Genomic DNA, 26974 nt, shown 5'->3' with positions numbered 1-26974 from the left:
AGCGTCGTTTCTGGCAATGCCAGGAACGACGGGACAATTGTGGCTTTCTCTTCGATTCAGTCAGACACACCCTGGTGGCCGTGCGCGCGATGGGCCATCGCGTGCGCCGCTTCGCGCAGGAGCTGGGCGGCGCGCTGCGGGTCGCGCGCATATCCCATCCCGCCTTCCTGCACGTACATGGCGATCTGCTGCAGCGCCTCGGGATGCTCCAGTTCAGCGGCCGCTTCCAGCCAGCGCCGTGACGCGGCCATGTCCCCCGCGCTGCCCTCCCCCGCCGCCAGCATGGCCGACAAGGTGAACATGGCCGGCGCATGGCCGCGCCGGGCGCTCGACTCGATCAGCGCGAAGGCGCGCTGCGGGTCGCGCGCGGTGCCGATGCCGTTGCGGACCATGCGGCCCAGGTCATACGCGGCATCAGGGTCCTGCGCCGCGGCGCCCTGCAAGCGCGCCAGGCCGGACGGATCGAGCGGCTGCGCGTGCGCCAGGGCGCAGCCGCACAGCAGCGCCGCCAGCAGCAGGCGCCGCGTCATTTCGACAGGTCGACCGAGTACAGCGCAAAGCCCTTGCCCAGGCCATCGTCGGCGCGCAGCATCGACACGTTGCCAAGGCCAGCCTGCCGCGCCAGCGGCAGCAGCCCGGGCGCCGAATGGAACACCACCGGCCCCGCAGTGCGCGTTTTGGCGAAGCGCCAGCTGCGCTGCTGGCCGTGCTGCGCGCGCGTCAGGTTCTTCACGTCCTTGATGTAGGCGATCAGCACATCGCGGTTGGCGTCCGGCGCGGCAATCGCGGTCTTGCTGCCGTCAAGTCCCGGAAAACCGCCACCGCCGCTGGCGCGGTAGTTATTCGTCGCCACCAGGAATTCATTCGAGGCGTTGACCGGTTTGCCGCGAAAGCGCAGGTTCCTGATGCGCTGGCCGGGCGCCTTGGTGACATCGATTTCATAGCTGACATCCTTCGACGTCAGCGCATCGAAGTTATAGGTCGGAAAAGCGGTGTTGACCAGCTCCTGCGGCGTCGCCAGCTCCGGGTCGATGGTATTGAAACGCTCCGCCGCCCGCTCCAGCCAGTCCTTCAGTTCCCCGCCATTGACCTTCACCGCGTACAGCGAATTCGGATACAGATACAGGTCGGCCGCATTGTTGAGGGCCAGGCTGCCGGCTTTGACGTCGGTGTAATCGGTCACGCCGGCGGTGCCGCCCTTGAACGGCGACGCCATCGACAGCACCGGCAAGGCCGCATACTGCGGCATGCTGGCCTTTACGTACTTGATCACATAGTCGGTCTGCGCCTGATTGACCACCGTGATGGCCGACACGTCGCCCGCGTCGGCAAAATAGGTCGACATGCGAAAGTGCGTCGCGCCGACCGGCGTTTTGACGTAGCGGATGGTCGCTTCGTGTTCGGCCGCGACGAGCGCGGCGATGGCCGGATCGGGCGCGATGAACGATTTATCGGCCTGCTGCGCGCCGCGCGCCTCCACAATCGTCTTGCTGCGGTCGACCACCCAGCGCTGGCCATCGTACGACAGGTGCAAGCCGATCACGCCGAGGTGCTTGCCCCACAGGTTGGCCATCACGGTCGGCACGCCGTTGACCAGGCCCTTGACCTTGTCCACGCCCGGCAGGTTGAATTGCGGGACCGTGCTGGTCGCGTTCGGGAACGGCAGGTGCGAGTGCCCGATCAGCATGGCGTCGATGCCCGGCACCTTGGACAGATGCCAGTTCCCGTTTTCCATCGACGGCGCGTAGGTACTGTCGTCAAGGCCGCCGTGCGAAATCGCCACCACCAGGTCGGCCCCCTCGGCGCGCATCTCGGGAATGAACTTGGCCGCGGTTTCGCGCAGGCCCTCGGTGTAGACCTTCCCTTCCAGCCAGCGCTTGTCCCACGACAGGATGGTCGGCGGCGCGAAGCCGATGATGCCGACTTTGAGCGTCGCCGTCACCGGCTTGCCGTCGGCGTCCAGAGCGGTGATCTGCTTGTCGATGATGCTGTACGGCGCAAACAGCGGCTTGCGCGTCTTGAGGCTGTAGACGTTGGCCAGCACCTGCGGGAACGCCGGTCCGGCGCAGCGCGGCCTGGCCGCATCGACGCCATCGACCTCGAAGCGGTTGCCGGTCACCTGGCTCAGGTACGCCAGGCCGTAATTGAATTCGTGGTTGCCGATGCCGCCGCCGTCGTAACCGAGCTTGTTCATGACCTTGTAGATGGCCAGCGTCTGGTCGCACTTGAGCGGATTGGCCAGTGCCTGGTAGTCGGCCAGCGCGCTGCCCTGGATGGTGTCGCCGTTATCGAACAGCAGATTGTTCGGGAATTGCCGGCGCGCCTGGGCGATCAGCGAGGCGGTGCGGTCCAGGCCCAGCGACGGCTCCGGGGACAGCTTGAAATAATCGTATCCGAGCACGTTCGAGTGCAGGTCGGTCGTTTCCATCACCCCGACCACTGCGGTCGAGCCCGCGGGCGGGTTGGCGGCGCCGGCGCCGGCGCAGAACATCAGGGGCAAGAGGGGAATGAAAATTTGATAACGCATAGGGGCGCTTTCGGGCAAGTGGGCAGGGGATGGTCTGGGCATCGTATGGCGCATGATACGCAGCGCCGCGACCCCGATCAAGCCAGGCGCACGGCGGGGAACGGAAATGTGGCGCGCTGGGGTATAATCGAAGGTTCGATTTAACCAATTCAATAAGACCGGAAACGCCATGGAAGCCGAACGCATTAACGCCCTCTCCGCCCTGCTCAACGACCTGACGGATCGTGAAGCCGAACTTCGGAGGTATCTTTGACTTCGATAAAAAGTCAGAGAAGCTCGAACAAGTCAACGAAGAACTAGAAGATCCGACCGTCTGGAACGATCCGAAACGCGCCCAGGATCTCGGTAAAGAGAAAAAGGCACTCGAAGGCGTAGTGCACACGCTGATCAAGGCCGACGCCGACCTGAAGGACGCGAACGACCTTTTCGCGATGGCGCGCGAAGAAAACGACGACGACACGCTCGAAGCGGTCATCGTCGACGCCGACGCCATCAAGGCCGTGGTCGAAGCCATGGAGTTCCGCCGCATGTTCGGCAATCCGATGGACGCCAATAACTGCTTCATCGACATCCAGGCCGGCGCCGGCGGTACCGAAGCCCAGGACTGGGCCTCGATGCTGCTGCGTCAATACCTGCGCTATTGCGAACGCAAGGGCTTCAAGGTCGAGATTCTCGAACAGTCCGATGGCGAAGTGGCCGGCATCAAGACCGCGACCCTGAAGGTCGAGGGCGAGTACGCCTACGGCCACCTGCGCACCGAAACCGGCGTTCACCGCCTGGTGCGCAAGTCGCCGTTCGACTCGGCCAACGGCCGCCACACGTCGTTCACCAGCCTGTTTGTGTATCCGGAAGTCGATGACTCGATCGAGATCGACGTCAACCCGGCCGACATCCGCGTCGATACCTATCGCGCGTCCGGCGCCGGTGGTCAGCACATTAACAAAACCGACTCCGCGGTCCGCATGACGCACGGCCCGACCGGCATCGTGGTCCAGTGCCAGAACGACCGCAGCCAGCACCGCAACCGCGCCGAAGCGATGGAAATGCTCAAGGCGAAGCTGTACGAGCATGAACTGCGCAAGCGCATGAGCGAACAGCAGAAGCTCGAAGACTCCAAGACCGATGTGGGCTGGGGCCACCAGATCCGCTCCTACGTGCTCGATCAGTCGCGCATCAAGGATTTGCGTACCAACTTCGAGACTGGCAACACCAAGGGTGTGCTGGACGGCGACCTGGACGACTTCATCTCGGCCTCACTCAAGCAAGGCGTGTGATTCATGACCGCTACCCGACGCGCATTCATCTTCGACATGGACGGCACGATCGTCGACAACATGTCCTTTCACACCGAGTCCTGGATCGCCTTTTTCCAGCGCCGCGGCAAGGACATCGACGCCGACGAATTTTTCCGTGCCACGGCCGGCCGCCAGGGCAAGGAAATCATCCGTTCGCACATGGGAGAGCACCTCAATGACGACGAGGTGCGGGTCCTGAACGACGAAAAGGAACTGGTCTACCGCGAGCTGTACGAGCCGCACCGCAAAACGGTGACCGGCTTCGACGGCCTGATCGCGCTGGCCAAGGAGATGAATGTTGCGTTGGCCGTGGCGACAGCCGCGCCCAACGCCAACATCACCTTCACGCTCGACGGCCTGGACCTGCGCCGCCACTTCGACACCGTGGTCGGTGCGGCTGACGTTGCGCGCGGCAAGCCGCATCCGGACGTGTTTTTGCTCGCGGCCGAACGCTGCGGCGTCGCGCCCGAACACTGCATCGTGTTCGAAGACGCGCCGTTGGGCGTGGAAGCGGCGCGCCGCGCCGGCATGCGCGCGGTGGTGCTGACCACCACCCTGCCCGCCGAGGCCTTTGCCGAATTCGACAACGTCGTCCACATCGCCAGCGATTTTTCCGAGCTGGCGATCGACGCACTGTTTTCGTCCTGATTTATACGTAATCCCATACCTGCATCAACCCACATAGCGATACTCACCATGACTACGGACATCCAAGACCAAGCACCCGCCCCGGCAGATGAAAACAAATTGATCGCCGAACGCCGCGCCAAGCTGGCTACGCTGCGCGAAGGCGGCATCGCCTTTCCTAACGATTTCCGTCCGCAGCACAAGGCGGCGCAACTGGTCGAGGAATTCGGCGGCAAGACGCGCGAGGAACTCGAAGCGACCGAAGTGCCCGTGGTCCTGGCCGGACGCATGATGCTCAAACGCGAAGCCGGTAAAAAAGCCGTGTTCGCAACCCTGCAGGATTCGTCCGGCCCGCGCGCCGACGGCCGCATCCAGATCTACGTCACGCTCGACAAAACCGGCGAAGCGGCCATGGAAGCGTTGAGCCACTACGACCTGGGCGACATCCTGGGCATCGAAGGCACGCTGTTCAAGACCAAGACCGACGAACTGACGGTCAAGGTGTCGACCCTGCGCCTGATCACCAAGTCGCTGCGTCCTTTGCCGGACAAATTCCATGGCCTGTCGGACCAGGAAACCAAGTACCGCCAGCGCTATGTGGACCTGATCACCAACGACCAGGCGCGCCGCACGTTCAAGGCCCGTACCGCCGCCATGTCGTCGATCCGCCGCTTCATGGAAAAGAACGAGTTCATGGAAGTCGAAACGCCGATGCTGCATTCGATTCCTGGCGGCGCCGCAGCCAAGCCATTCGTCACCCACCACAATGCGCTCGACATGGAAATGTTCCTGCGTATCGCGCCGGAGCTGTATCTCAAGCGCCTGGTGGTAGGCGGCTTCGACCGCGTGTTTGAAGTGAACCGCAACTTCCGCAATGAAGGCGTCTCGCCGCGCCACAATCCTGAATTCACGATGATGGAATTCTACGCGGCCTACACCGATTACCAGTGGATCATGGATTTCACCGAAGCGGTGATCCGCCAGGCCGCCATCGACGCGCACGGCACCGCGGAACTGACCTATGGCGGCAAGCCGCTTGACCTGTCCAAGCCGTTCCGCCGCATGACCATCGTCGGCGCCATCAACGCCTACGCGCCGCACTACACCGCGGAGCAGCTGCAGGATGCGGAATTCATCAAGGCCGAACTGCTCAAATTCGGCGTGAAGCCGTTTTCGACCGCCGGCCTGGGCGCGCTGCAACTGGCGCTGTTCGAAGAAACCGCCGAAGCGCAGCTGTGGGAGCCGACCTTCATCGTCGACTACCCGGCCGAAGTGTCGCCACTGGCGCGCGCGTCGGACACGGTAGCGGGCATCACCGAGCGTTTCGAGCTGTTCATCGTCGGCCGCGAGCTGGCCAACGGTTTCTCGGAGCTGAACGACTCCGAAGACCAGGCAGCGCGCTTCCTGGCGCAGGTCGCGGCCAAGGACGCGGGCGACGACGAGGCGATGTTCTACGACGCCGACTACATCCGCGCTCTGGAATACGGCATGCCGCCGGCTGGTGGCTGCGGTATCGGCATCGATCGCCTGATCATGCTCATTACCGATTCGCCGAACATCCGCGACGTGATTCTCTTCCCGCACCTGCGCCGCGAAGAGTAAAACCGAAGGGCGGGCGCCATGCCCGCTTTTTTTTGTAGGTCATACACGCGCTCAACTGCGCGCTTCCACCCGTATCCTTTGCTCCGTCGTCTCCGGCATTGCCGGAACCGACTTCCCGCGCCAAGGCGGCACTCGGCGGGAACGACGGCGATTACCATACCCCTCCGTTCGAACAAACATTCTATCGAACGCCCCCGCACTATCGGTACACTCCTTGATTCCATTGCAATATTACAAACAAGCGAGGAACCCCCATGTCTGCTACCACCTACGTCCCTTACAACGACAATCTGGAACAAAAGCAGGAAAACGAGGATGCGATCATCGACAGCGTGGTCGAATCGATGATGCGCGTAAACATCCGCGTGTTCGACAAACACCGCCACGCCAAGCGCGATGCCCACGCCAAGTGCCACGGCGTGATGGTCGGCCACGTTACCGTCTACGACAACCTGGCCCCGCACCTGGCCCAGGGCGTGTTCGCGCGTCCCGCCACCTACCCGGTCGTGATCCGCCTCTCCACAGCACCCGGCGACATCCACAGCGACAAGCTGCCGTCCCCGCGCGGCATGGCAATCAAGATGCTGGGCGTCGACGGCCCGCAGTTCCTGCCCAACCGCCAGGACGCGACAACGCAAGACCTGCTGCTGGTGAACCATCCCGTGATCGCCTTCGGCCACGCCGCCGCCTACCTCAAGACCCAGAAGCTGCTGGAGAAGCACGCGGACGACCCGGACATGGTGCGCCGCATCGTGGCCGCCCTCGCCCGTGGCGGCAGCAAGGCGCTGCACGCGCTGGGCATCGAGAACCCAGTCGTCGACACGCTCGGCGCGCCCAACAACCATATTCTCGGCGAGACCTTCTTCAGCATGGCCGCCGTGCGCTACGGTGACTACGTGGCCAAGCTGTGCGCCGCGCCGCTGTCGGACAACGTGCGCGCCCTCACCGGCCAGCCGCTCGGCGACGACGCCGACGACTCGGCCCTGCGCAACCTGGTGGTCGACTTCTTCTCCGGCCAGGGCGCCGAGTACGAGCTGCGCGCGCAGCTGTGCACCGACATCGCCACCATGCCGATCGAAGACGCCTCGATCGAGTGGCCGCAGGAAGATTCACCCTACCAGCCCGTCGCCAAGCTGACCATCCCGCCGCAGCAGGCTTTCAGCCCGGCGCGCCGCGTGTTCGCCGACGACGTTTTGTCGTTCAACCCGTGGCACTGCATCGAGGCGCACCGCCCGCTCGGCTCCATCATGCGCGCGCGCATCAAGGCCTATGAAGCGTCGTCCAGATTCCGCCACGAGATGAATGCGCAGCCGCGCATCGAAATCGACAGCATTGGCCAGGTACCGGATTAAGCAATCCCGCAGTCAGCAAGCAGCATCACCATTTTTTTAAGACCCAAGGAGCAATCATGAGCGACATCACCCCACAAAATAAATCTTCCAATGACCTCGCGGACATCAAGCGCAAGGTCCAGGAGGTCCTGGGAGACGCCCCCGACCTGCTCAAGCTCGCGCTCGAAAACATGCTGCGCGAGCAGGATCCGAATACCGAAGGCCACGCGGGATCGGCCGGCCGCATCGGCCGCCAGTCCGGCAAGATCTCCGAACTCACCGCCATGGCCGACCTGAAGCCGGGCGGCGCCGACCGCCTGCGCCGCATCTTCAAACTCGTCAACGGCAACTTCAACGGCGCGCAGAAGGTCTCGACCCTGCACGACATGCGTTTCGTGTTTTTTGAAAACGATACCAAGATCCTCTTCGCCACCACCTACGATGGCGACTGGGATACCTACATCGAAGACTTCGCGACCAAGATTCCCGACCTGATGGACTTGCTGTTTTCGTCCGTCGAAGGCTGGCCGGGCATCACTGATCCGGGCGTGAAAGACTTCATCGCCGGTCACCAGATCACCGCCGACGGCTGGTACGTCGCCAATCCGAACCTGTCGGTCGTCGAAACGCGCCGCCTGCAGAAGCAGAACGACGCGCTCCAGGAATTCCTGGACAAGATTGCGTGAGGTTCCCATGACAATCATCGATACACTCAAAAACCTGGTCCATTCCTCGCCGACGCTGGAACTGGACGATATCCAGGCCACCATCCTCTTCAAGCGTCCCGACCCTTACTACGGCACCCACGTGCTGCTCAAAATCGACGATGCCGCGGGCGGCCGCGCGCTGCTCTCGCGCCTGGCGCCGCACGTGCGCAGCGCCGCTGACGCCCGTACCAACACCACCGCATGGATCGCCGTGGCATTGAGCCACGCGGGCCTGGTGGCGCTGGATACTCCCGAGGATTCGCTGGCCAGTTTCCCGGCCGCCTTCCGCGCCGGCATGGCGGCGCGTGCCGACCGCCTGCAGGACATCGGCCCGAGCGCGCCAGCCAACTGGGAAGCGCCCTACGGCAGCGGCGACGTGCACGTGACGATCTCGATCTTCGCACCCGATGAAGCATCGTGGAAGCATGCGCTGGCCACCGCGCAGAACGAATTCAAGGGTCTCGAGGGCGTGACGCTGCTCGGCATGCACGACTTCGGCGCGCAGCCTGGCAGCCTCAATCCCTTCGGCTACCGCGACAACATCAGCAACCCGGCCATCGACGGCGGCATCGAAGACCTGCTGCCGGGCCAGGGCGACGCGATCAAGGCGGGCGAACTGATTCTCGGCTATCCGGGCGAATCGGGCGTGCCGATGGCGATGCCGCAGCCGGAAGCGCTCGGGCGCAACGGTACCTTCGTCGTGATCCGCAAATACCAGGCCGACGCCGCCGCGTTCAACCGCTTCCTGCGCGATAACGCCGACGACGAAGCCGGCCAGGAACTGCTGGCCGCCAAGCTGGTGGGCCGCTGGCGCAGCGGCGCGCCGCTGACACTGGCGCCGGAACAGGACGATCCGGCCCTCGGCGCCGACCCGAAGCGCAACAACGACTTCACGTACAAGGATGACCAGGCCGGCCTGCAGGCGCCGCACGGATGCCACATGCGCCGCATGAATCCGCGCGACAGCAAGCTGGCCGTGCTGACCGACGTGAATATCCACCGCATCATCCGCCGCAGCACCACCTTCGGCGCACCGTGGCGCGCGGACCTCCTCGAAGACGACGGCCAGGAACGCGGCCTGTTCTTCATAGGGATCAGCGCCAAGGCGCCCGAGACCGTGGAGTTCATGCAGGCCGAGTGGGTGGACCATGGTAATTTCATGGACCTGGGCAAGGAGCGCGATCCGATCCTCGGCCAGCAGGATGAGGACAGCACCTTCACGATCCAGAAACGCCCGGTGCGTCAGCGCATCCACGGCATCCAGACCTTCTGCACGGTGCGCGGCGGCGAATATCTGTTCATGCCCAGTCTGACGGCGCTGCGCTGGCTGGCGGGCGAAGGCCGCGAAACGGCCTGACCGCTGCGCCATGGGGGCGTCGGCTGCCGGCGCGTATCCACTTTATAATGCACGCTCTCTTTTTCAGGACGAGCCACATTGTGAATACCGACGCCAGTTCGACGCCAGTTCGACGTCCCTGGCACGCCTGCGCAGCATGGTCGCCACGCGCGCCGTGAGCGAAGGCCGCACCGATTCCATCTGGCCCGGCCTGCGCTACTACCGCTTTTCGACGCCGCTGCGTTACGACAAAACCCAGACTGTGTCCTGCTGGGCGGCCATCTACAAGGTATCGCCGGCCGGCGTCGTCATCCTCGTCGCCGGCAACCGCGACGCGCGCGGCGCCATCGACGCCCAAGGCGCGGCGGCCCGCTTCGACAACCCGCAAGACGTCGCGGTCGACGCGAATGGCGTTGTCTACGTCAGCGACCAGGGTCGCGAGGCGGCCAGCTTGCGCCGCATCGACGCCGCCGGCAACGTGACCACCATGGCTCTGCACACCTTCCGCGACGGCACCGGTGGCGCCAAGCCAATCACTCTGCGCGCGCCGTCAGCGCTGGCGATTGACGCCACCGCCAACTTGCTGCTCATCGAAGGAAACCTGATCTACAAGCTCACGGCGGGCGGCACCGCCACTATTGTTGCCGGCAGCGCAAACGGCGGATGGGCCGACGGCGACGCCTTCAACGCGCGCTTTTCGTCCCCGTCCGGCCTGGTCATCGACGCGGCGGGCACGCTGTATATCAGCGATACCGGCAACGCCAGCATCCGCAAAATGGCCACCGATGGCAAGGTGCAGACGCTCGCCGGGCGCTACGAGCAGATTGGCTCGGCCGACGGCCAGGGCAACAAGGCCTCGTTCAACCTGCCGCGCGGGATCGACGTGGACGCTGCCGGCAACGTGTTCGTCAACGATGCGGGCAACAAGACCGTGCGCAAGATCGCGCCGTCCGGTGTCGTTACCACCGTGGCGGGCACGCCGGTTCGGCCGCGTTCGAGCGGGTCGATCGACGGCCTCGCCCAGGACGCGCGCTTTTACGCACCGAAGGGAATTAGCGCCGACGCAGCCGGCAACGTCTTCATTGCCGATTCGCTCAACCACGCCATCCGCAGAATCAGCCCGGATGGTGCCGTGACCACCCTGGCCGGTTCGGCACGCGTGAGCGGCACTGCCGATGGCACCGCCGGGCAGGCCAGCTTGCGCCTGCCGACCGAACTGTCCGTTGACGCCAGCGGCAATCTGTTCGTGTTCGACGTAGCCAGCAGCCAGGCCCCGGGTATCAGCCTGGTACGCAAAGTCAGCACGGCCGGCGTGGTCACGACGTTGCAAGTGCCGGTCGACCCGCGCGATGTCACACCGGCCGGCAAGCCTGCCACGGTCACGCTGGCGACACTGACCACCGACGCGGCGGGCAATATCTACCTGGTGAGCAGCGCCACCAACGCCAATAATTATTGCCCGACACCGAAAGATCCGGGATTTTGCGACAGCCTGCGCCGCATCGCACTGCGCCGCATCGCAGCCGACGGCAGCGTCACCACCCTGGCGGAAAACTACAATGGCACCTCGCCGGGCGTGTTGATGCTGGGGTTCCGCTACGGCGGCATGGAGGTCGACAATGCCGGGGCCGTGTATCTGTCGGACCTGGAGAGTAACGTCATCTGGAAGGTAAGCGGCGGCGCAATGACCATCTTCGCCGGCACCCCCGGCAAGGGTGGCGCGAGCGACGGCAAGGAAGAAGCGCGTTTCTCCACGCTTGGCCGCATGGCCTTCGACAAGGCCGGCAACCTGTTCGTCGCCGACACCGGTAACTTCACGATCCGAAAAATCACGCCGGCCGGCGTGGTGAGCACCCCGGTCGGCACGGCGGGCAAGAACGACCTGGCGCTGGGCAGCTTGCCGGGCAGCCTGCCCGCGGTGAGCGGTATCGCCTTCGATGCCAGGGGCGCGATGTATCTCACCGTGGCCGATGGCGTCGTCAAGGTGGTGCTGCCGTAAGCCGCGGCGCGCGTGCGCGCCATGGCGTGGTCGCGATTCGCTATTCCGGCATTTTGGCAAATCCCACCGCGAGGCGGTTCCACCCGTTGATGGTTGAGATCAGCAAGGTGAGATCGACCATCTCCTCGGCGCTGAACTGCTCCGCCAGCGCCGCGTAGCTTTCGCCGGTGTCCGGCTGCTGCGCGAGGCGCGTCATGGTTTCGGTCCAGCCCAGCGCGGCCCGTTCGCGCGGCGTGAAAAACCGCGTTTCGCGCCACACCGACAGCGCATGCAGGCGCCGTTCGGCTTCGCCGCCCTCGCGCGCATCGGTCGCGTGCATGTCGACGCAATACGCGCAGCCATTAATCTGCGAACTGCGCAGCCGCACCAGCTCCGCCAGCGGCTTGTCGATACTCGACGTGGCGATGTATTGTTCAAGCGCCGCCCAGGCCTTGACTGCCTTCGGTGAAGCGGTGTAAAAATCGATGCGTTCCATGCTGACTCCTTTTTGGTAGGTTGATTAGTTGGCCGTACAATCATTAGACGAGCCTGTTGCACCGTTTGTGACAGCTTTCCTCAAAAAAGAATGAACGACACCTTTACCCGCCAGTTCCACCAGCTCCGTCCACGCCTGTTCGGCATCGCCTACCGCATGCTCGGCTCGCGCGCCGACGCCGACGACGCCGTGCAAGACACATGGCTGCGCTGGAACGCCAATGACTCGCGCGCCGCGCTGGCCAGCGCCGACGCCTGGCTGGTCACCGTCGTCACGCGCCTGTGCATCGACCGCCTGCGCAGCGCCATCGCCGAACGCGAAGCTTACATCGGCCCATGGCTGGCGGAACCGATCGTCACGCGCGCGAGCGACCTGCCCGAGTCGCGCCTGGAACTGGCGGGCGACGTTTCGATGGCCTTCATGCTCATGCTGGAGCGCCTCGGTCCAGAAGAACGCGCGGTGTTCCTGCTGCACGAGGTGTTCGAGTGCGGCTACGGGGACATCGCCGCGGCCGTCGGCAAAACCGAAGCCGCATGCCGCCAGTTGCTGCACCGCGCGCGCGAACGGGTGCGCGCCGAGCGGCCGCGCTTTACTGTGAGCGATGCAATGCATATGGATTTATTGGGACGCTTCGTGACAGCCGCCCAAAGCGGCGAACGCGCGCAGCTGGCGCAGTTGTTCGCACCGGACGCCTCGTTCACGGCCGACGGCGGCGGCAAGGTATCGGCCATCCTCAACGTGGTACGCGGCGCCGACAAGATTGCCCGCTTCTACGAGAGCATGGCGCGCAAATATGGGCACCTCACCACGTTCGAGCACGCGGCCATCAACGGCCAGCCAGGCCTGCTGCGCCTTGTCGACGGCAAGCTCGATTCGACCATATCGTTCGATATGGAAGATGGCAGGATCAGCGCGATCTATGTGGTGCGCAATCCCGACAAACTGCTGCGCGCCGGCTGATGCGCAACTCACTACATATATAGGCTTCCTGCTCCGGGCAGGTCCGCAGGCGCTGAAAGTGGCCCTGCCGACGGCTATCAAAATCCGTCAATCTACGCGCAGAAACGTTACAATTCTGGCATGTATTTTATTCAACGATCCACACCGCACAGATGCCAGCACATCATCGCCGCCAACCCATTTCGGTGTGCCGTACTGAGGACAACATTCTCCCTGACCCTGTTCGGACTCGTCGCGCTGCCAGTGAAAACGCACGCGTAAGAGCCGGCAGTCGTGACAGTGACAGCCAAGAAAGCGCCAGTCGTTAAAAAGCTCGATAAGACTGTCTATGACGTTTCCAATATGGCCAGGGCGGCAAACGGTACAGGCCAGGATGTTTTGCAATCGACTTCCGGGGTATCGGTAACGGCCGACGGGCAAATTGCGGTCAAGGGAAATACCCAGGTCACCGTCCTGGTCAACGGCAAGCCGACGGCGATGATGTCCGGTGACGAGCGGGCGGTGGCGCTGCAGACAAGAATCTCAGCGTGCATGGCAACCTGGCGTACCGCCGTGACGGCACGCAGAAATCGCGCCGCTCGGCGGTCGACTGGAATAATCCTGTCAGCGGCCAAGCCGGAAGTACAGTACAGACGTCGGAGATATTCGTGCGCCGCAAAGTCCAAAGCGCGGCACTGGGTGCCGATTATGCCCTCAGCGACACGGATAGCCTCAGCCTGTCGGCACGCTATAACGTCCGCGCGTCGCGCGAGCGTATGGCGCTTCGGGTAAGGCCGGCGCAGGGCGGCATGCAGACCGGGCGGTGGCAGGCATTCAATCCCAGCCTTCACCTGAAATATGCGGCCAGCGACAAAAACGACCTGACGCTCAGCTATCGGCGCAGCCTCCAGCGGCCCGATCCGCGCGATCTGAATCCGTTCACCACCTACGTCGATGCGCAAAACCTGAGCCGTGGCAATCCCGGCCTCAAGCCGCAGCTGCTGACCTCATGGGAGATCGGCACCGACGCGGACATGGAGCACCTGAGCGGCAGCGTGAGTGCCTTCTAACGCACCAGCCGCGATACGGTGGCCGATGCACGCAGTTTTGCCGACAACGTGCTGATCACATCGAAGCAGCATGGCGGCCAGGCGCGTTCGGCCGGCGTTACAGGCTCTCTCGACTGGACGCCTGATGCGAAGTTGAGTCTGGGCATGGACGGCGGCGCCTATCGCGTGGTGCTGTCCACGCCCGATTTGTATGGAGCCGTGCGCCAGGACGGCATCGCGGGCTATCTCAACCTGAGGGCAAGTTACAGCGCAGGACCGGACAATCTGTCGCTCGACGCGCATGGCCAGACATCGAGCATCACACCGCTCGGCCGGCATGGCGCGACCAGCAATGTGAACCTGAGCTGGAAGCGCCAGCTGACCAAGACGCTCAGCCTGACGGTCGACGCCAGCGATATCTTCGATGGCAGCAAGCGCACCTACCGCACCGACGCGAGCACCTTCCGCCAGACTGGCTACGCTCATTTCGCCGCACGGCGCCTCTATGTGGGCTTTGTAAAAAAGCTCGAGTGACGCGAACGACTGCAAAGCGGTGCGCGCCGGCCGGCGCGCACCATGCGGCTTAGGTAACCACCCGGTAGCACGGCGTGTACGCCTTGCCCGGCAACTTCATCCGGCTCTGCGCGACAAACGACGACAGCAGCGCATCCATCGGCCCCATGATGGCGGCGTCGCCATGAATCTCGAAGTGCCCGAATTTTTCGATGGCGCGAATGCCCTCGTCCTTGACGTTGCCAGCCACCACGCCCGAAAACGCGCGCCGCAGGTTGGCCGCCAGCAGATGCTTTTCCTGATTCTTGTGCAGGGAGAGGTTGCGCATGTTCTCGTGCGTCGGCCGGAACGGACGCTGGAATTCCTCGTCGATCTTGAGCAGCCAGTTGAAATAATAGGCATCGCTGCGCGATTTGCGAAATTCGCGCACCTGGCGGATCCCCAGCTGCATCTCCTTGGCCACCATTTCCGGATCGTCGATGATGATCTTGTAGCGCTTCTGCGCTTCCTCGCCCAGCGTATCGGCGATGAACTGGTTAATCTGGATGAAGTAGTCGCGCGCCGTTTCCGGTCCGGTGAAAATGAGCGGATAGGGCATGTCGGCGTTATCCGGATGGAGCAGGATGCCGAGGATGTACAGGATCTCTTCGGCGGTGCCGGCCCCGCCCGGGAACACGATGATCCCGTGCCCGGTGCGCACGAACGCTTCCAGCCGCTTTTCGATATCCGGCATGATCACCAGGTCGTTGACGATCGGATTGGGCGATTCGGCCGCGATGATGCCCGGCTCCGAAATGCCCAGGTAGCGCCCGCCCGACAGGCGCTGCTTGGCGTGGCCGATGGTCGCGCCCTTCATCGGCCCCTTCATCGCGCCCGGGCCGCAGCCGGTGCAGATGTCGAGGTCGCGCAATCCCATCTGGTAGCCGACTTCCTTCGAGTAGTTGTATTCGATCCGGTTGATCGAGTGCCCGCCCCAGCACACCACCAGGTTCGGATTGCGCTGCGGCTGCAGCACATTGGCGTTGCGCAAAATATGGAACACCGAATCGGTGATCCCTTCCGTGCGCGACATGTCGAACTTGGGGTTGTCAGTCACTTCACTGCTGATAAAAATGATGTCGCGCAACACCGCGAACAGGTGCTCGTGAATCCCCTTGATCATTTTGCCATCGACGAAGGCGATCGCCGGGGCGCCCTTGATCTCCAGCTTGATGCCGCGCTCGCGCTGTACGATGCTGATTTCAAAGGATTTATATCGTTCCAGCAGTTCTTTTCCATCGTCGATGGTGCTGCCGCAGTTCAGGACCGCGAGCGCGCAGTTGCGGAAGATTTGATACAGGCCGCCCTGGCTGGTGTCGAGCAGTTTGAAGACTTCGGCTTTCGAGAGCACTTCCAGCTGGCCTTCCGGCGAAATCAGGGTGTCGACAACGTCATGTTCCATAGTACAAATCCTTTTCGATTCGGTGTAACAAACAAGCCTGCAATGCCAATATACGACAACTCGCCGCTCTTGGGGGGCACAAGTTCCGCTGTGCTTGCGCCGCCTCGTTTCATGGCTTAATTAGCACATCTGGCAAAAATTCGCTGAGCATAGTCGATTTACATTAAAATGCGACCCTATTGGAAAACCGGGGTCACGAGCCGCGGCTGTCCATATGATTTATCCAACCATAACCATATTCAGGAGAAACCGCATGAGCGGTGCCGCTACCACACCCCACCAGGAAGTTGTTATCCCGGAGTTCAAGGAGATCTTGGGTCATCCAAGTCCCCTCTGGATGTTGTTCATGACCGAATTCTGGGAACGTTTTGCGTTCTACGGCATCCGCTGGGCGCTCGTGCTATATATAGTCACGCAGTTCTACGATGGTAATCCGATCGGCGAAAAAGAAGCCGGCCTGACATATGGTTCCTACCTCGCGCTGGTGTACGCCGGCGCCGTCTTCGGCGGCTATGTCGCCGACCGCGTCATCGGCTACCAGCGCTCGATCCTGATCGGCGCCGCCTTCATGGCCGCCGGCCTGTTCGCCATCACCATCCCCGACGAGAATATCTTCAAGCTCGGCCTGGCCACGATCATCGTCGGTAATGGCCTGTTTAAACCGAACATTTCCACCATGGTCGGCAAGCTGTACACCATGGACGACCCGCGCCGCGATTCCGGCTTCACCGTGTTTTACATGGGTATCAACGCCGGTGCGTTCATCGCTCCGATCCTGACCCAGATCCTGGCCCAGAAAGTATTCAACACCGGCGATATCCCCTCCTACAAGGTGGTGTTCTTCGCTTCCGGCATTGGTATGCTGATCAGCCTGGTTTGGTTCGCCATCGGCCGCAGCGCCCTCAAAGGGATCGGCGCACCACCGCCGGAAGGCCAGAGCCCGATGCGCATGCTGATGGTCGTCGGCGGCGCACTGCTGGTGATCCCGGTCGTGTACTTCCTGCTCAAGGCAGGCGCCGGCAACCTGCAGATCGTCCTGACCATCCTGTTCCTGATCCTGGCCGGCATGCTGATGGCCGAAGGTATCCGCGACGGCAAGGTCGCGCGCGACAAGACCATCGCCATGATGATCATCTTCGCCTTCAATATCCTGTTCTGGATGTTCTTCGAACAGGCCGGCAGCTCGTTCACCTTCCTGGCCGAGAGCATCGTCGACCGCAAGGGCGCGCTGTCGATCATCACCGCACCGTTCGGCATGACCGAATTCCCGACCGCCTGGTTCCAGAGCGTCAATTCGGTCGCCATCATCGTCTGCGCCCCGATCATCGCCTGGATCTGGGTCGTGATGGCCCAGCGTAACGTGAACCCGTCGATCCCGCGCAAATTCGGCATCGGCATCATCTTCAACGGCCTTGCCTTCGGCCTGCTGATGTACGCGCTGTCGCAACTGGTCGATCCAGTCTCGCTGAAGGTGCCATTCTGGACCCTGTTCGCGGTGTACTGCATCCAGTCCATCGGTGAGCTGTGCCTGTCCCCGATCGGCCTGTCGATGGTCACCAAGCTGGCGCCGACCCGCCTGGTCGGCCTGGGCATGGGCGGCTGGTTCCTCTCGACCGGTATCGGCAACAACCTGTCCGGCATTTTCGCCGGCCACGTCAGCGGCGATTCGGGCCTGTCGGTTGCTTCGGCCCTGAGCGGCTACACCTTCGGGTTCTGGTCGCTGATGATCGGCGGCGTGCTGCTGTTCCTGCTCGCACCGGTGATCCAGAAGCTGATGCACGGCGTGAAGTAAGCGTCGTAGTACCATGAACAACGGCGGCCCACGGGCCGCCGTTGTCGTTTACGACCGCGTATCTACGAGGACTGTTCCAGCGCGCGCTGCATTTCGTTCATCTCCGCCACCAGCCAGGCGCGAAAGCGCTGCACCTTGGGCATGTTCTCCTTGCTGCGGTTGACCATGAAGCGGTAGCCGCTGCCGAAGGGCGCGCTGCGGCAGCTGATCTGGCGCAGCGACCCTTTCAGGATATCCTGGAACGCGATCCCGTACGCCACCAGCGCAATCCCCTGCCCAGCCACCGCCGCCTGCGCCAGCACGCCCCAGTGGCTGTAACCGCGCGAAAAATCGTATTTACCCTTCAAGGCCTTGTTCTCGTTGAGCAGCTGCAGCCACGATTCGGTCGAATTCTCGTACAGAAGCGGGAAATTGGGCAGGTCGGCCAGGGTCAATTCGGCTTGACCCGGCGCCAGCAGATCGGGACTGTAGACCGCGATCAGGCGCTCGCGAAACAGCAGCGCCGGGTCGCCATCGCTCACCGGCCCGTAGCGCACCGCCACGTCGCTGCTGTCGTCTTCCAGGTTGACCGGCGCGTCGTTGGAATCGAGGCGGATATCGAGTTCCGGATACAGCTTGGTAAACCGGTGCATGCGCGGCACCAGCCACTTGATCGCGAACGAATGGGTGGTCGAAATGCGCAGCACCGACTCCTCGTCGCCGCCTTGCAGGGCGCCCACCTTGGCGCGCAGTTCGATCAGCATGCGCCCCACCGCCACCGCCAGCTCCTGGCCCTTGGCGGTCAGGGTCACATGGCGCGGATGGCGGATGAACAGGGCGAAACCGAGGTTTTCTTCGAGCTGCTTGACCTGCTGGCTGATCGCCGCCGGCGTCTTGTGCAGCTCCTGGGCGGCCAGCTTGAAGCTGCCCCAGCGCGCGGCGCAGTCGAAGTCGACCAGGCCGGAAAGCGTGCGCAGCGGCTTCATGCATATCCCATGAATAAGATTTTCTTGCTCATCGGTTCAATTTTTCTCGGTTGTTGAATCGCCATACTAAGCAGAAAATATACTGGAATCAACAAGGGAATGCGATGCGCAAGAATATATTGGTGATAGGGGGTACCCGCTACTTCGGCAAGCTGCTGGTGCAGCGTTTGCTCAACGCGGGTCACCAGGTGACGATTGCCACGCGCGGCATCACCGCCGACCCGTTCGGCGCGCGCATTTCCCGCATCCGGGTCGACCGCCGCAACGAGCACGCCATGCGCGCCGCGTTTGCGCACCTTTCGGCCACTGACGGATACGACATCGTCTACGACCAGATGTGCTACAGCCCTCTCGACGCCGCCATCGCCGTCAAGGTCTTCACCGGCAAGGTGAAACGCTACATCGTCGCCTCCACCATCGACGTCTACCGCGACCTGCTCGGCCGCCAGGATGCGCCGTTCGCGGAAGACGACATCAATATGCTCGCCCAGCCGATCGACACGCGCTATCCGTGGCACGACACCAGACTGGCCACCCAAAGCTACGTGATGGGCAAGCTGCAGGCCGAAGCCTATCTGTACCGCGACGGCTCGCTGCCCCTGGTGACGGTGCGCATAGGCCACGTGCTGGCCGGCGCCGAGGATTTCACCGGGCGCCTGGCCCATTACGTCGACCTGGTGCGCCAGCACGCGCCCCTGCGCTACGCCAATGCGGCCGCCGCCAGTTCCTTCATGAGCGCCCAGGGCACCAGTAATTTCCTGCTGTGGGCCGGCGCCCAGGATTTCCTGGGACCGGTCAACGCGGCCTGCGACGGCGGCCTGTCGGCGTTCGACCTGTACCAGCGCATCGGCATGCTGCTCGACGTGCCGGTGCGCGCGCTGCCGGCCAAGCCGCCGGTTCCCGCCGGCGAACTGAGTCCCTTCGACTATCCGGCCCCGTACATGATGGACACCGCCCGCGCGGCGCAGCTGGGCTACCGCTTCGGCCACAGCGACGACTGGCTCGATCACCTGATCCTGCAGCACGACCTGGCCTTCGTCTGAGCGGTCGCGGGGCCGCGAAAGCGATCGACTATAATTCGCCGGACAGGGCCGTCACTGTTGGCACGGCCCGCCCTGGCGGACATCGTTTTGACTACAGACACCTTTTTCCAGCGCTGGATGACGCGCAAATACATCATCCGCGCCCTGCTGCTGGCCATTGCCACCGGCCTGCTGATGGTACTTGGCTTGCTCGGCTACTTTTATGGCGTGATCGTGCCGCGCGTGCCGGCCATCGACGCGGTGACCGACTACCGCCCCAAGATCCCGCTGCGCATCTACACCGCCGACAATGTGCTGATCGGCGAATTCGGCGAAGAACACCGCGACTTCATCCCCATCGAGCAGGTGCCGCCGATGATGAAAAACGCCGTGCTGGCCATCGAAGACACGCGTTTCTACACGCACGGCGGCGTGGACTGGATCCGCGCGGCGGGGGCGGCGCGCGCCAACCTGCGCGGCGGCTTTCGCGAAGGGGCGTCGACCATCACCATGCAGGTGGCCCGTAACTTCTTCCTCACGCGCGACAAGGTCCTGGGACGCAAGGCCGATGAAATCGCCCTCGCCTTCAAGATCGAGGACGCGCTCAAGAAAGACAAGATTCTCGAACTGTACATGAACCAGATCTTCCTGGGACGGCGCTCGTACGGCTTTTCCAGCGCCGCCCAGGCGTACTTCGGCAAGCGCCTCGACCAGCTCTCGATCGCCGAAATGGCGATGCTGGCCGGTGTGCCGCGCGACCCGGTCGCCAACAACCCGGTCGTCAACCCGCGCAACGCCAAGCAGCGGCAGATGGTCGTACTCAGGCGCATGCGCGAGCTGGGCTACCTCAGCGACGCCCAGTACGCGAGCGCGAAAGAGGAGCCGATGCGGATCGCCGCCAAGCGCCAGGAATTCGACACCCACGCCGAATACGTGGCCGAACTGGCGCGCCAGGTGGTGTTCGACCAGTACCGGGATGACGCCTACACGCGCGGCATCAGCGTCTACACCACCATTCTCAAGGCCGAACAGGACGCCGCCTACGACTCGCTGCGCCGCAACGTGCTGGCCTACGACCAGCGGCACGGCTACCGCGGCCCGGAATCGTTCATCGACCTGCCCTCCGACCCGGAAGAACGGGCCGACGAAGTACGCGAGGAGCTGCGCAAACGCCCCGTCAGCGATGGCCTGATTCCGACCGTGGTGACCGAGGTATCGGCCAAAATGGTCGCCGTCGAAACCATGGACGGCGAGCGCATCGAGATCACCGGCACCGGTTTGCGCTTCGCCGCGCCCGCGCTGGCGGCGGGCGCCAAGGCGGCCATCAAGCTGCGCCCCGGCGCGGTGGTGCGCATCGCCCAGGACAAGAGCAAGGGCAAGGATAAGGAGAAGGACGACAAGCCGTGGTCGATCGTCCAGCTGCCGCAGGTGGCGGCCGGCTTCGTGGCGATCGATTCGGCCACCGGGGCGTACCACGCGCTGGTGGGGGGCTTCGATTACGGCCTGCACAAGTACAACCACGTCACCCAGGCCTGGCGCCAGCCCGGCTCCGCGATCAAGCCCTTTGTCTACTCGGCCTCCATCGAAAAGGGGTATTCGCCGGGCACCCGCATCCTGGACGAAGCGCTCCAGATGCCGAGCGGCGCCGGCGCCACCTGGTCGCCGCAGAACGACGACGGCAAATTCGACGGCGACGTGTCCATGCGGCGCGCGCTGGTGCACTCGAAAAACGTGCCGTCGGTACGCCTGCTGCGCGCCATCGAGGTCGGCTACGGCCATGAATTCCTCGGCAAGTTCGGCTTCGACCTGACGCGCCACCCTAAAAACCTGACCATGGCGCTCGGCACCGGCGCGGTCACGCCCCTGCAGCTGGCCGGCGCGTATGCGGTGTTCGCCAACGGCGGCTTCGCGGTCAAGCCCTACCTGATCGCAAAAATCACGGACGGCAACGGCACCATCCTGCTCGAGACGCCGGTGCCCGCGGTCGGCGAAGAGAGCACCCGCGTGATCGACCAGCGCAACGCCTTCATGGTCGACAGCATGCTGCGCGACGTGACACGCTTCGGCACCGCCGCCGGCGCCACCAAACAGCTTGGCCGCAGCGACCTGGCCGGCAAGACCGGCACCACCAGCGACGCCTTCGACGGCTGGTTCGCCGGCTATGCCGGCAACGTGGTCGGCGTGGCCTGGATGGGCTACGACGAGCCGCGTTCGCTGGGCGGGCGCGAGTTCGGCGCCACCCTGGCCATGCCGATCTGGATCGACTACATGCGCGCCGCGCTCGACAAGCGCCCCGTCAAGGAACGCGCCGTGCCGGAAGGCGTGATGCGCGAGGATGACGACTGGATCTATGCCGAATACGCGGGCAGCACCGAATTCAAGACGATTGACATGGACGCGCTGCCGGGTGAATCTGGAGAGCCTGGCGAACCGGCCGTGCCGGGCCAGGCGCCGGTTCCAGGCTTGCCCGCCGTGCCGCCGGTGCCGCCGCAGCCGCCGCAGCCGGTGCACGGCGCGGAATCGCAGGCCGGCGGTTAGCCGATGGCCCGTCGGTTCCGCCATTGGCGGAACCGACTTCCCGCAGACGGGAACGACGGCGCTGGTGGTTAGAGCCACGGGGTAGTAACGGAACCGACGCAGTATTTGCATTTCGCTTCCGCGTTTGCGCTTTGCCAGCTATGATGAGACGCTTTTTTAGCCCCCCTTTCTCATACTGGAGCAGTCGATGGCGAACGTCGCCCTAGCCGGACCAAAAGAAATCACGATCAGGGGAGTCCTCCTCGGAATCGTCATCACCCTCGTCTTTACAGCCGCCCAGGTCTACCTGGGCCTGAAAGTCGGCCTCACCTTCGCCACCTCGATCCCGGCCGCCGTCATCTCGATGGCGCTCCTGAGCGCCTTCAAGGACGCCACCATCCAGGAAAACAACATCGTCCAGACCATCGCCTCGGCGGCGGGCACCCTGGCATCGGTGATCTTCGTGCTTCCAGGGCTATTGATGATCGGCTGGTGGGCGCACGTACCGTTCTGGCCGACCTTCGGCGCCTGCGCCATCGGCGGCGTGCTGGGCGTGATGTATACAGTACCGCTGCGGCGCGCGCTGGTGTCGCAGTCCGACCTGCCCTATCCCGAAGGCGTGGCCGCAGCCGAAGTGCTCAAGGTCGGCACGTCCTCGCGCAGCGGCGCGGCGGAAGGCAAACTCGGTCTGATGGCCGTCATCTGGGGCAGCGTGACCTCGGCGCTGTTCGCGGCCGCCGCCGGCGCCAAGCTGATGGCGGCCGAAGTGGCCGTCTATTTCAAAGCCGGTTCCGGCGCCACCGGCATCGGCGCCGCCAGTTCGCTCGCGCTTCTGGGCGCCGGCCACCTGATGGGCATCACCGTCGGCATCGCCATGCTGGTCGGCCTGATCATCGCCTGGGCCGTCCTGGTGCCTGTATTGACGTCGATGGACCCGATGCCCGCCCTGTCGGCCGCCGACCACGCGCTCGGCGTATGGAGCAAACAGGTGCGCATCATCGGCGCCGGCACCATTGGCGCCGCCGCCATCGTTACCCTGGCGGGCCTGGGCAAGCCGGTGCTGGGCGGGCTCAAATCGGCTCTCGAAACGGCGCGCAAGGCCAAGATGACCGGCGCCGAAATTCCGCGCGCCGACCAGGATCTGCCGATCTTCATCGTCGGCCTGGTCACCCTGCTGGCCATGGTGCCCGCCGGCTGGCTGCTGGCCAGCTTCCTGCAGGGCGGCGTTCTGTCGGGCCTCGCGCTGCCGCTGGTCGCGGTGGGCGTCGGCTACATCCTGGTGGCCGGCGTGTTCGCCGCCGCCGTGTGCGGTTATATGGCGGGCCTGATCGGCTCATCGAATTCGCCGGTGTCCGGCATCGCCATTCTCACCATCCTGGGTGCGTCGCTGAGCGTCGGTTTCGTCGGCAAACACATCATGGGCCCGGAAGTGGCGCATGCACTGGTCGCTTATGCGCTGTTCGTCACCACCGTGGTGCTGGCGGTGGCCGTTATCGGTAACGACAACCTGCAAGACCTGAAAACCGGCCAGCTGGTTGGCGCCACGCCGTGGAAGCAGCAGGTCGGCCTGCTGATCGGCGTCGGTGCCGGTTCGGCCGTGGTGCCGCTGGTGCTCGAACTGCTGAACCGCGCCAATGGCTTTGCCGGCGCGCCGAACGTTGGCGTGATCTCGGATAATCCGCTGGCGGCGCCGCAAGCCACGCTGATCTCGACCCTGGCCAAAGGCGTCATCGGCAATAACCTCGAGTGGAACCTGGTCGGTTACGGCGCCTTGCTCGGGCTGCTGCTGGTCGTCGTCAATTTCGTCGTCAAGAAGGCCAGCGGCGACCGCTACAGCCTGCCGCCGCTCGGCGTGGGGCTGGCGATCTACCTGCCAAGCGCGGTGACCGCGCCGGTAGTGGTCGGCGCCGTCGCCGGCTGGCTGTTCGAACGCGCCGTGAGCAGCGCGACCTGGGGCGAAACGGCCAAGCGCATTGGCGTCCTGATCATGTCCGGCTTTATCGTCGGCGAGAGCCTGTTCAACGTCGGCCTGGCCGGCTTGATCGTCGCCTCGGGTGTGGGCGAACCGCTGGCCATCGCCAACGGCATGAGCGAAACGACGCACATGCTGATCGCTCTGGTGCTGGGCGGTGCGATTGTCAGCGGCCTGTATCGCTGGGCCGCGCGCAACGCACAAAAAATCGCTGCCTGAGTACCCAAGCGCCTCCCCGGCGCCTGTTCCTTCGCCCAGGATGCCGGCCGGCGTCCTGGCGAACCATGGATGAGCTCGTTCGATGCTACACTTATTGTCGTTCGAATACTATTCCACGCACGATGGCGCCATCCCGACTCAGTCTCCTTATTGCCGCCCCCATCGTGCTGGTGTCCGCCCTTGCGCTGGGCCTGGGCGTGGTGCTGCAAGCGACCCGCCTTGACGACACCACGCGCGCCATCGACGAATCGCGGCTGCGCTTCACCCTCGACGAACTGCGCACCCTGTTCGAAGGGCGCATTGCGCTCGGCCTGCCGCTCAACGCCCTGCCCGACGCCGCCGCGGTGCTCGAACGCGAACTGCGGCGCGACCCCGACATCGTCTCCATCAGCGTCATCGACAACGCCGCCGCCAGCGTGTTTCACGCGGGCGCCGCCGACGCCGGTGCTCCGGCGCTGCTCGGGCAGGCCGCCGCGCGCGACTGGCTGCTGCGCGAACCGGGTTTCGTCACGCTCGGCGCGCGCCTGTCGCAGCCGGGCGGCACCCCGGCCGGCACGCTGCTGCTGCGCCATGCCACGCACCGCCAGGCCGGCGCCATCGCGCTGGTGGCGCGCGAACTGACCCTGGCCACCGTGTGCGCGGTGCTGCTCACCACCTTCTGTTTCGTGTTCGGCGTGGACCTGCTGGTGCGGCGCATGGACGGCACCCTGGCGCGCATGAACGCGGCGCTCGGCCTGCCCCCCTCCGGCGACGGCGCCGCGCCGCATGCCGCCGCACTGGTGGGCGACGTCAACCTGATGGCGACCAACGCGCTGCACGACCTGGCGGCGGCGCGCGACACGCTGGCCCCGGCCCCCGAATGATGCACGTGCAGCGGGGCGACCGCGAACTGTACGCGCGCCCCACGCGCCGGCTGTGCGCCTTCGTGCTGGCCGTGATGCTGCTCACGCAAGTGGCGCTGGCCGCATATGCCTGGTCGCTGTCGGACCAGCGCTTCCTGCCCGCGCTCGAACGCAAGGCCGAGACCATCGGCCAGGCGCTGGCGGGGCGGCTGGCGCGCGCCATCGACCAGGGCACGCCACTGGCGCAGGCCGCGGGCAGCGCCGGCGCGTGGAAAGCACTCCTGGCGCGCCATAATGACATCGCCTACATCCTTCTCACCGACGCCAGCGGCAAGGTGCTGTACCGCGGCGGCAAGGGCGCCGAAGTGATCGCGCCGGAGAACTACCTGGACACCCGCGCCGACATCGTGCACCGCTACGTCCGCCATGGGCAGGTGCACGTGGGCGTGGAACGCGGCTATGTGCGAACGCAAATGTCGGCGCTGCGCTACGATCTGGCGGTGCTGCTGCTAGCCAGCCTGTGCATCGCGTTCGAGGCGCTGTGGTTCATCGTTACCCTGAATTTTTCGGCTCCCGTGCGCCAGGTGATCGCCGTCATGAGCCACATGGCCGCCGGCGACTTTCGCCACCGCGCCGCGGCCGGCCCGCCCGATGGTCTCGCAGCGCGCCTGAATCTGCTTCAAGCGCGCATCAACGACGGCTTGCGCGAGGTCACCCGGCGCGCGGCGGCGCCGGCGCAGCAAGCCGTCGGCGCCATTGTGCTGCGCCGCCTGCGCGCACGTTATCGCTTCGACGAAGACGGCAGCGGCGGCCCGCTGGCGCGCCAGCGCATCGTCACCGTGCGCCTGCTCGCCTTTTTGTGCGTATTTGCCGCGCTGCTGGTGCAGCCGGTGCTGGCGCCGCACGCGGGCGCCTCGCCCCTGCCGGTCAGCGCCTTCGTGCTGGCGCTCATGCTCACGCTGGCCTGGGCCGGCCCCTGGTCGGACCGGGTTGGCCGCCGGCGCGGCTATGTGGCCGGGGCGCTGGCGACGGCGGCGGCCCTGGCCTGCACCGCGCTTGCTCCCAATCTGGCGGCGCTGCTGCTGGCGCGCGCCGCCGGCGGTGTCGGCGTGGCGCTGATGCTCAGCGCCTGCCACGGCTACGTGCACGACAACGCCGACGCCAGCGGCAACGCGCGTGGACTGGCCCTGCTGGCCGGCGGCGCGGCACTGGCGGCCTGCTGCGCGCCGGCTGCCGGCGCCGTGCTGGCCGACCATCTCGGTTACGCCGGAGCGTGCTTTGCCGGCGCCGCGGTCGCGCTGGCCGGCGCTGCCCTAGCGGCGGCCGTGCTGGACCGGCGCAGCGCCCGCCCGCGCTTGCCCATACCCGTGCAGCCCCCGTCCCTGGCGGCGCCCGCCGTCGTGGCTGCGGCCTGCCTGTACCCCGGCGTTTTCATGTTCCTGATCCCTTTGACAACGGCGCAGCTGGACGACGCCGGCTGGTTTCCCCTCCTCGGCGGCCTGGCCGCGGCGCTGCTGGCGCTCCTGTGCGCGCGCATCCGTCCACCGGGCCAGGGCTTGTGCCTGCTGGCGGGCGTCGCCGCGGCGGCAGGTCCCGTCGCCGCCGCCCTGCTCGCGCGCGATTTCGGTCCGGCCGGCGCCATGCTGGTGCTCGGCGCCGCCACCCTGGGCGCGGCGCTGCTGGCGGCGCTCGGCCTGGCCGCTCTGAACCGTCCACGCAACGCGGGCGCGCCGCTCGCGGTGCCCGAGCGCTTGCCCTAGCCCGGGTGCCCCGGCCCGGGCGGCCCTGACCCGGGCGGCCCTGA

General features: G+C 64.8%; 20 protein-coding genes and 1 pseudogene. 15 read left to right on the top strand and 6 right to left on the bottom strand.

Annotation, left to right across the window (positions count from 1 at the left end):
- Positions 1–56 precede the first annotated feature (56 nt).
- Positions 57–530, bottom strand: coding sequence for a tetratricopeptide repeat protein (locus RBA40_RS12810; RefSeq protein WP_306648242.1), 474 nt, complete (start codon positions 528–530; stop codon positions 57–59).
- A complete protein-coding gene (locus RBA40_RS12805) occupies positions 527–2527 on the bottom strand; it encodes a bifunctional 2',3'-cyclic-nucleotide 2'-phosphodiesterase/3'-nucleotidase (protein WP_374710488.1) in 2001 nt (666 codons plus the stop codon). Before RBA40_RS12805 ends, RBA40_RS12810 begins: the two co-directional genes overlap by 4 nt.
- 169 nt (positions 2528–2696) lie before the next feature.
- Between RBA40_RS12805 and prfB the strand changes: the two genes are divergently transcribed.
- From prfB to RBA40_RS12770, 7 genes are all read left to right on the top strand, one after another.
- A protein-coding gene (prfB, locus tag RBA40_RS12800) for a peptide chain release factor 2 (RefSeq protein WP_157778726.1) occupies positions 2697–3801 on the top strand; the annotation gives its coding sequence in 2 pieces (ribosomal slippage) (positions 2697–2777 and positions 2779–3801; 1104 coding nt in all).
- Between the two features lie 3 nt (positions 3802–3804).
- Positions 3805–4470, top strand: a complete 666-nt coding sequence (locus RBA40_RS12795; protein WP_306648241.1) for an HAD family hydrolase — start codon at positions 3805–3807, stop codon at positions 4468–4470.
- A 48-nt stretch (positions 4471–4518) separates the two neighbouring features.
- The gene (gene lysS, locus RBA40_RS12790) at positions 4519–6051 is read left to right on the top strand and encodes a lysine--tRNA ligase (RefSeq protein WP_306648240.1); all 1533 of its coding nucleotides are present in this window, start codon (positions 4519–4521) and stop codon (positions 6049–6051) included.
- Positions 6052–6305: 254 nt separating this feature from the next.
- The gene (locus RBA40_RS12785; protein ID WP_306648239.1) at positions 6306–7403 is read left to right on the top strand and encodes a catalase family protein; all 1098 of its coding nucleotides are present in this window, start codon (positions 6306–6308) and stop codon (positions 7401–7403) included.
- 56 nt (positions 7404–7459) lie between these two features.
- Positions 7460–8068: a hypothetical protein gene (locus tag RBA40_RS12780; RefSeq protein ID WP_099879597.1), complete on the top strand. Its 609-nt coding sequence runs from the start codon at positions 7460–7462 to the stop codon at positions 8066–8068.
- Positions 8069–8075: 7 nt separating this feature from the next.
- Positions 8076–9446, top strand: coding sequence for a Dyp-type peroxidase (locus RBA40_RS12775; protein ID WP_306648238.1), 1371 nt, complete (start codon positions 8076–8078; stop codon positions 9444–9446).
- A 136-nt stretch (positions 9447–9582) separates the two neighbouring features.
- On the top strand, positions 9583–11424 hold the full coding sequence (locus RBA40_RS12770; RefSeq protein ID WP_306648237.1) for an NHL repeat-containing protein: 1842 nt from the start codon (positions 9583–9585) through the stop codon (positions 11422–11424).
- Between the two features lie 40 nt (positions 11425–11464).
- Here RBA40_RS12770 and RBA40_RS12765 read toward each other — a convergent pair whose 3' ends face one another.
- Positions 11465–11899, bottom strand: coding sequence for a carboxymuconolactone decarboxylase family protein (locus tag RBA40_RS12765; protein WP_306648236.1), 435 nt, complete (start codon positions 11897–11899; stop codon positions 11465–11467).
- Between the two features lie 90 nt (positions 11900–11989).
- Between RBA40_RS12765 and sigJ the strand changes: the two genes are divergently transcribed.
- Both sigJ and RBA40_RS12755 read left to right on the top strand, forming a co-directional pair.
- The gene (gene sigJ / locus RBA40_RS12760) at positions 11990–12859 is read left to right on the top strand and encodes an RNA polymerase sigma factor SigJ (RefSeq protein WP_306648235.1); all 870 of its coding nucleotides are present in this window, start codon (positions 11990–11992) and stop codon (positions 12857–12859) included.
- Positions 12860–13386: 527 nt separating this feature from the next.
- Positions 13387–14421: pseudogene (locus RBA40_RS12755) on the top strand (TonB-dependent receptor domain-containing protein).
- A gap of 49 nt (positions 14422–14470) precedes the next feature.
- Here RBA40_RS12755 and ppnN read toward each other — a convergent pair.
- Together ppnN and RBA40_RS12745 are read right to left on the bottom strand one after the other, a co-directional pair.
- A complete protein-coding gene (gene ppnN / locus RBA40_RS12750) occupies positions 14471–15841 on the bottom strand; it encodes a nucleotide 5'-monophosphate nucleosidase PpnN (protein ID WP_306648234.1) in 1371 nt (456 codons plus the stop codon).
- Positions 15842–16034: 193 nt separating this feature from the next.
- Positions 16035–16163, bottom strand: coding sequence for a hypothetical protein (locus RBA40_RS12745; RefSeq protein ID WP_306648340.1), 129 nt, complete (start codon positions 16161–16163; stop codon positions 16035–16037).
- Positions 16164–16187: 24 nt separating this feature from the next.
- Here RBA40_RS12745 and RBA40_RS12740 point away from each other — a divergent pair, with 24 nt between their 5' ends.
- Positions 16188–17633, top strand: coding sequence for a peptide MFS transporter (locus RBA40_RS12740; RefSeq protein WP_445352051.1), 1446 nt, complete (start codon positions 16188–16190; stop codon positions 17631–17633).
- A gap of 62 nt (positions 17634–17695) precedes the next feature.
- Here the strand turns inward: RBA40_RS12740 and RBA40_RS12735 are convergent, their stop codons facing one another.
- Positions 17696–18598 carry a LysR substrate-binding domain-containing protein gene (locus RBA40_RS12735; protein ID WP_306648233.1) on the bottom strand — a complete coding sequence of 301 codons (903 nt, stop codon included), beginning with the start codon at positions 18596–18598 and terminating at the stop codon, positions 17696–17698.
- A 122-nt stretch (positions 18599–18720) separates the two neighbouring features.
- Here RBA40_RS12735 and RBA40_RS12730 point away from each other — a divergent pair, with 122 nt between their 5' ends.
- The 5 genes from RBA40_RS12730 to RBA40_RS12710 all read left to right on the top strand — a co-directional run bounded on the left by RBA40_RS12730 (position 18721) and on the right by RBA40_RS12710 (position 26930).
- Complete coding sequence (locus tag RBA40_RS12730) at positions 18721–19641, top strand: Rossmann-fold NAD(P)-binding domain-containing protein (protein ID WP_306648232.1); 921 nt, start codon at positions 18721–18723, stop codon at positions 19639–19641.
- Positions 19642–19758: 117 nt separating this feature from the next.
- The gene (locus RBA40_RS12725) at positions 19759–22158 is read left to right on the top strand and encodes a penicillin-binding protein 1A (RefSeq protein ID WP_374710493.1); all 2400 of its coding nucleotides are present in this window, start codon (positions 19759–19761) and stop codon (positions 22156–22158) included.
- A 187-nt stretch (positions 22159–22345) separates the two neighbouring features.
- Positions 22346–24328 (top strand): OPT family oligopeptide transporter, encoded by a 1983-nt coding sequence (locus RBA40_RS12720; RefSeq protein WP_306648231.1) that lies wholly within the window; start codon positions 22346–22348, stop codon positions 24326–24328.
- A gap of 122 nt (positions 24329–24450) precedes the next feature.
- On the top strand, positions 24451–25191 hold the full coding sequence (locus tag RBA40_RS12715) for a hypothetical protein (protein ID WP_306648230.1): 741 nt from the start codon (positions 24451–24453) through the stop codon (positions 25189–25191).
- Positions 25188–26930 (top strand): MFS transporter, encoded by a 1743-nt coding sequence (locus RBA40_RS12710; RefSeq protein ID WP_306648229.1) that lies wholly within the window; start codon positions 25188–25190, stop codon positions 26928–26930. The genes RBA40_RS12715 and RBA40_RS12710 overlap by 4 nt, the downstream gene beginning before the upstream one ends.
- Positions 26931–26974: the final 44 nt, after the last annotated feature.

Origin of the sequence: Massilia pseudoviolaceinigra (assembly GCF_030846505.1) — a bacterium.
Lineage (GTDB): Bacteria > Pseudomonadota > Gammaproteobacteria > Burkholderiales > Burkholderiaceae_D > Telluria_A > Telluria_A violaceinigra.
Note: the sequence above shows the minus strand (reverse complement) of the source record. Positions and strands in the feature narration are given on the sequence as shown.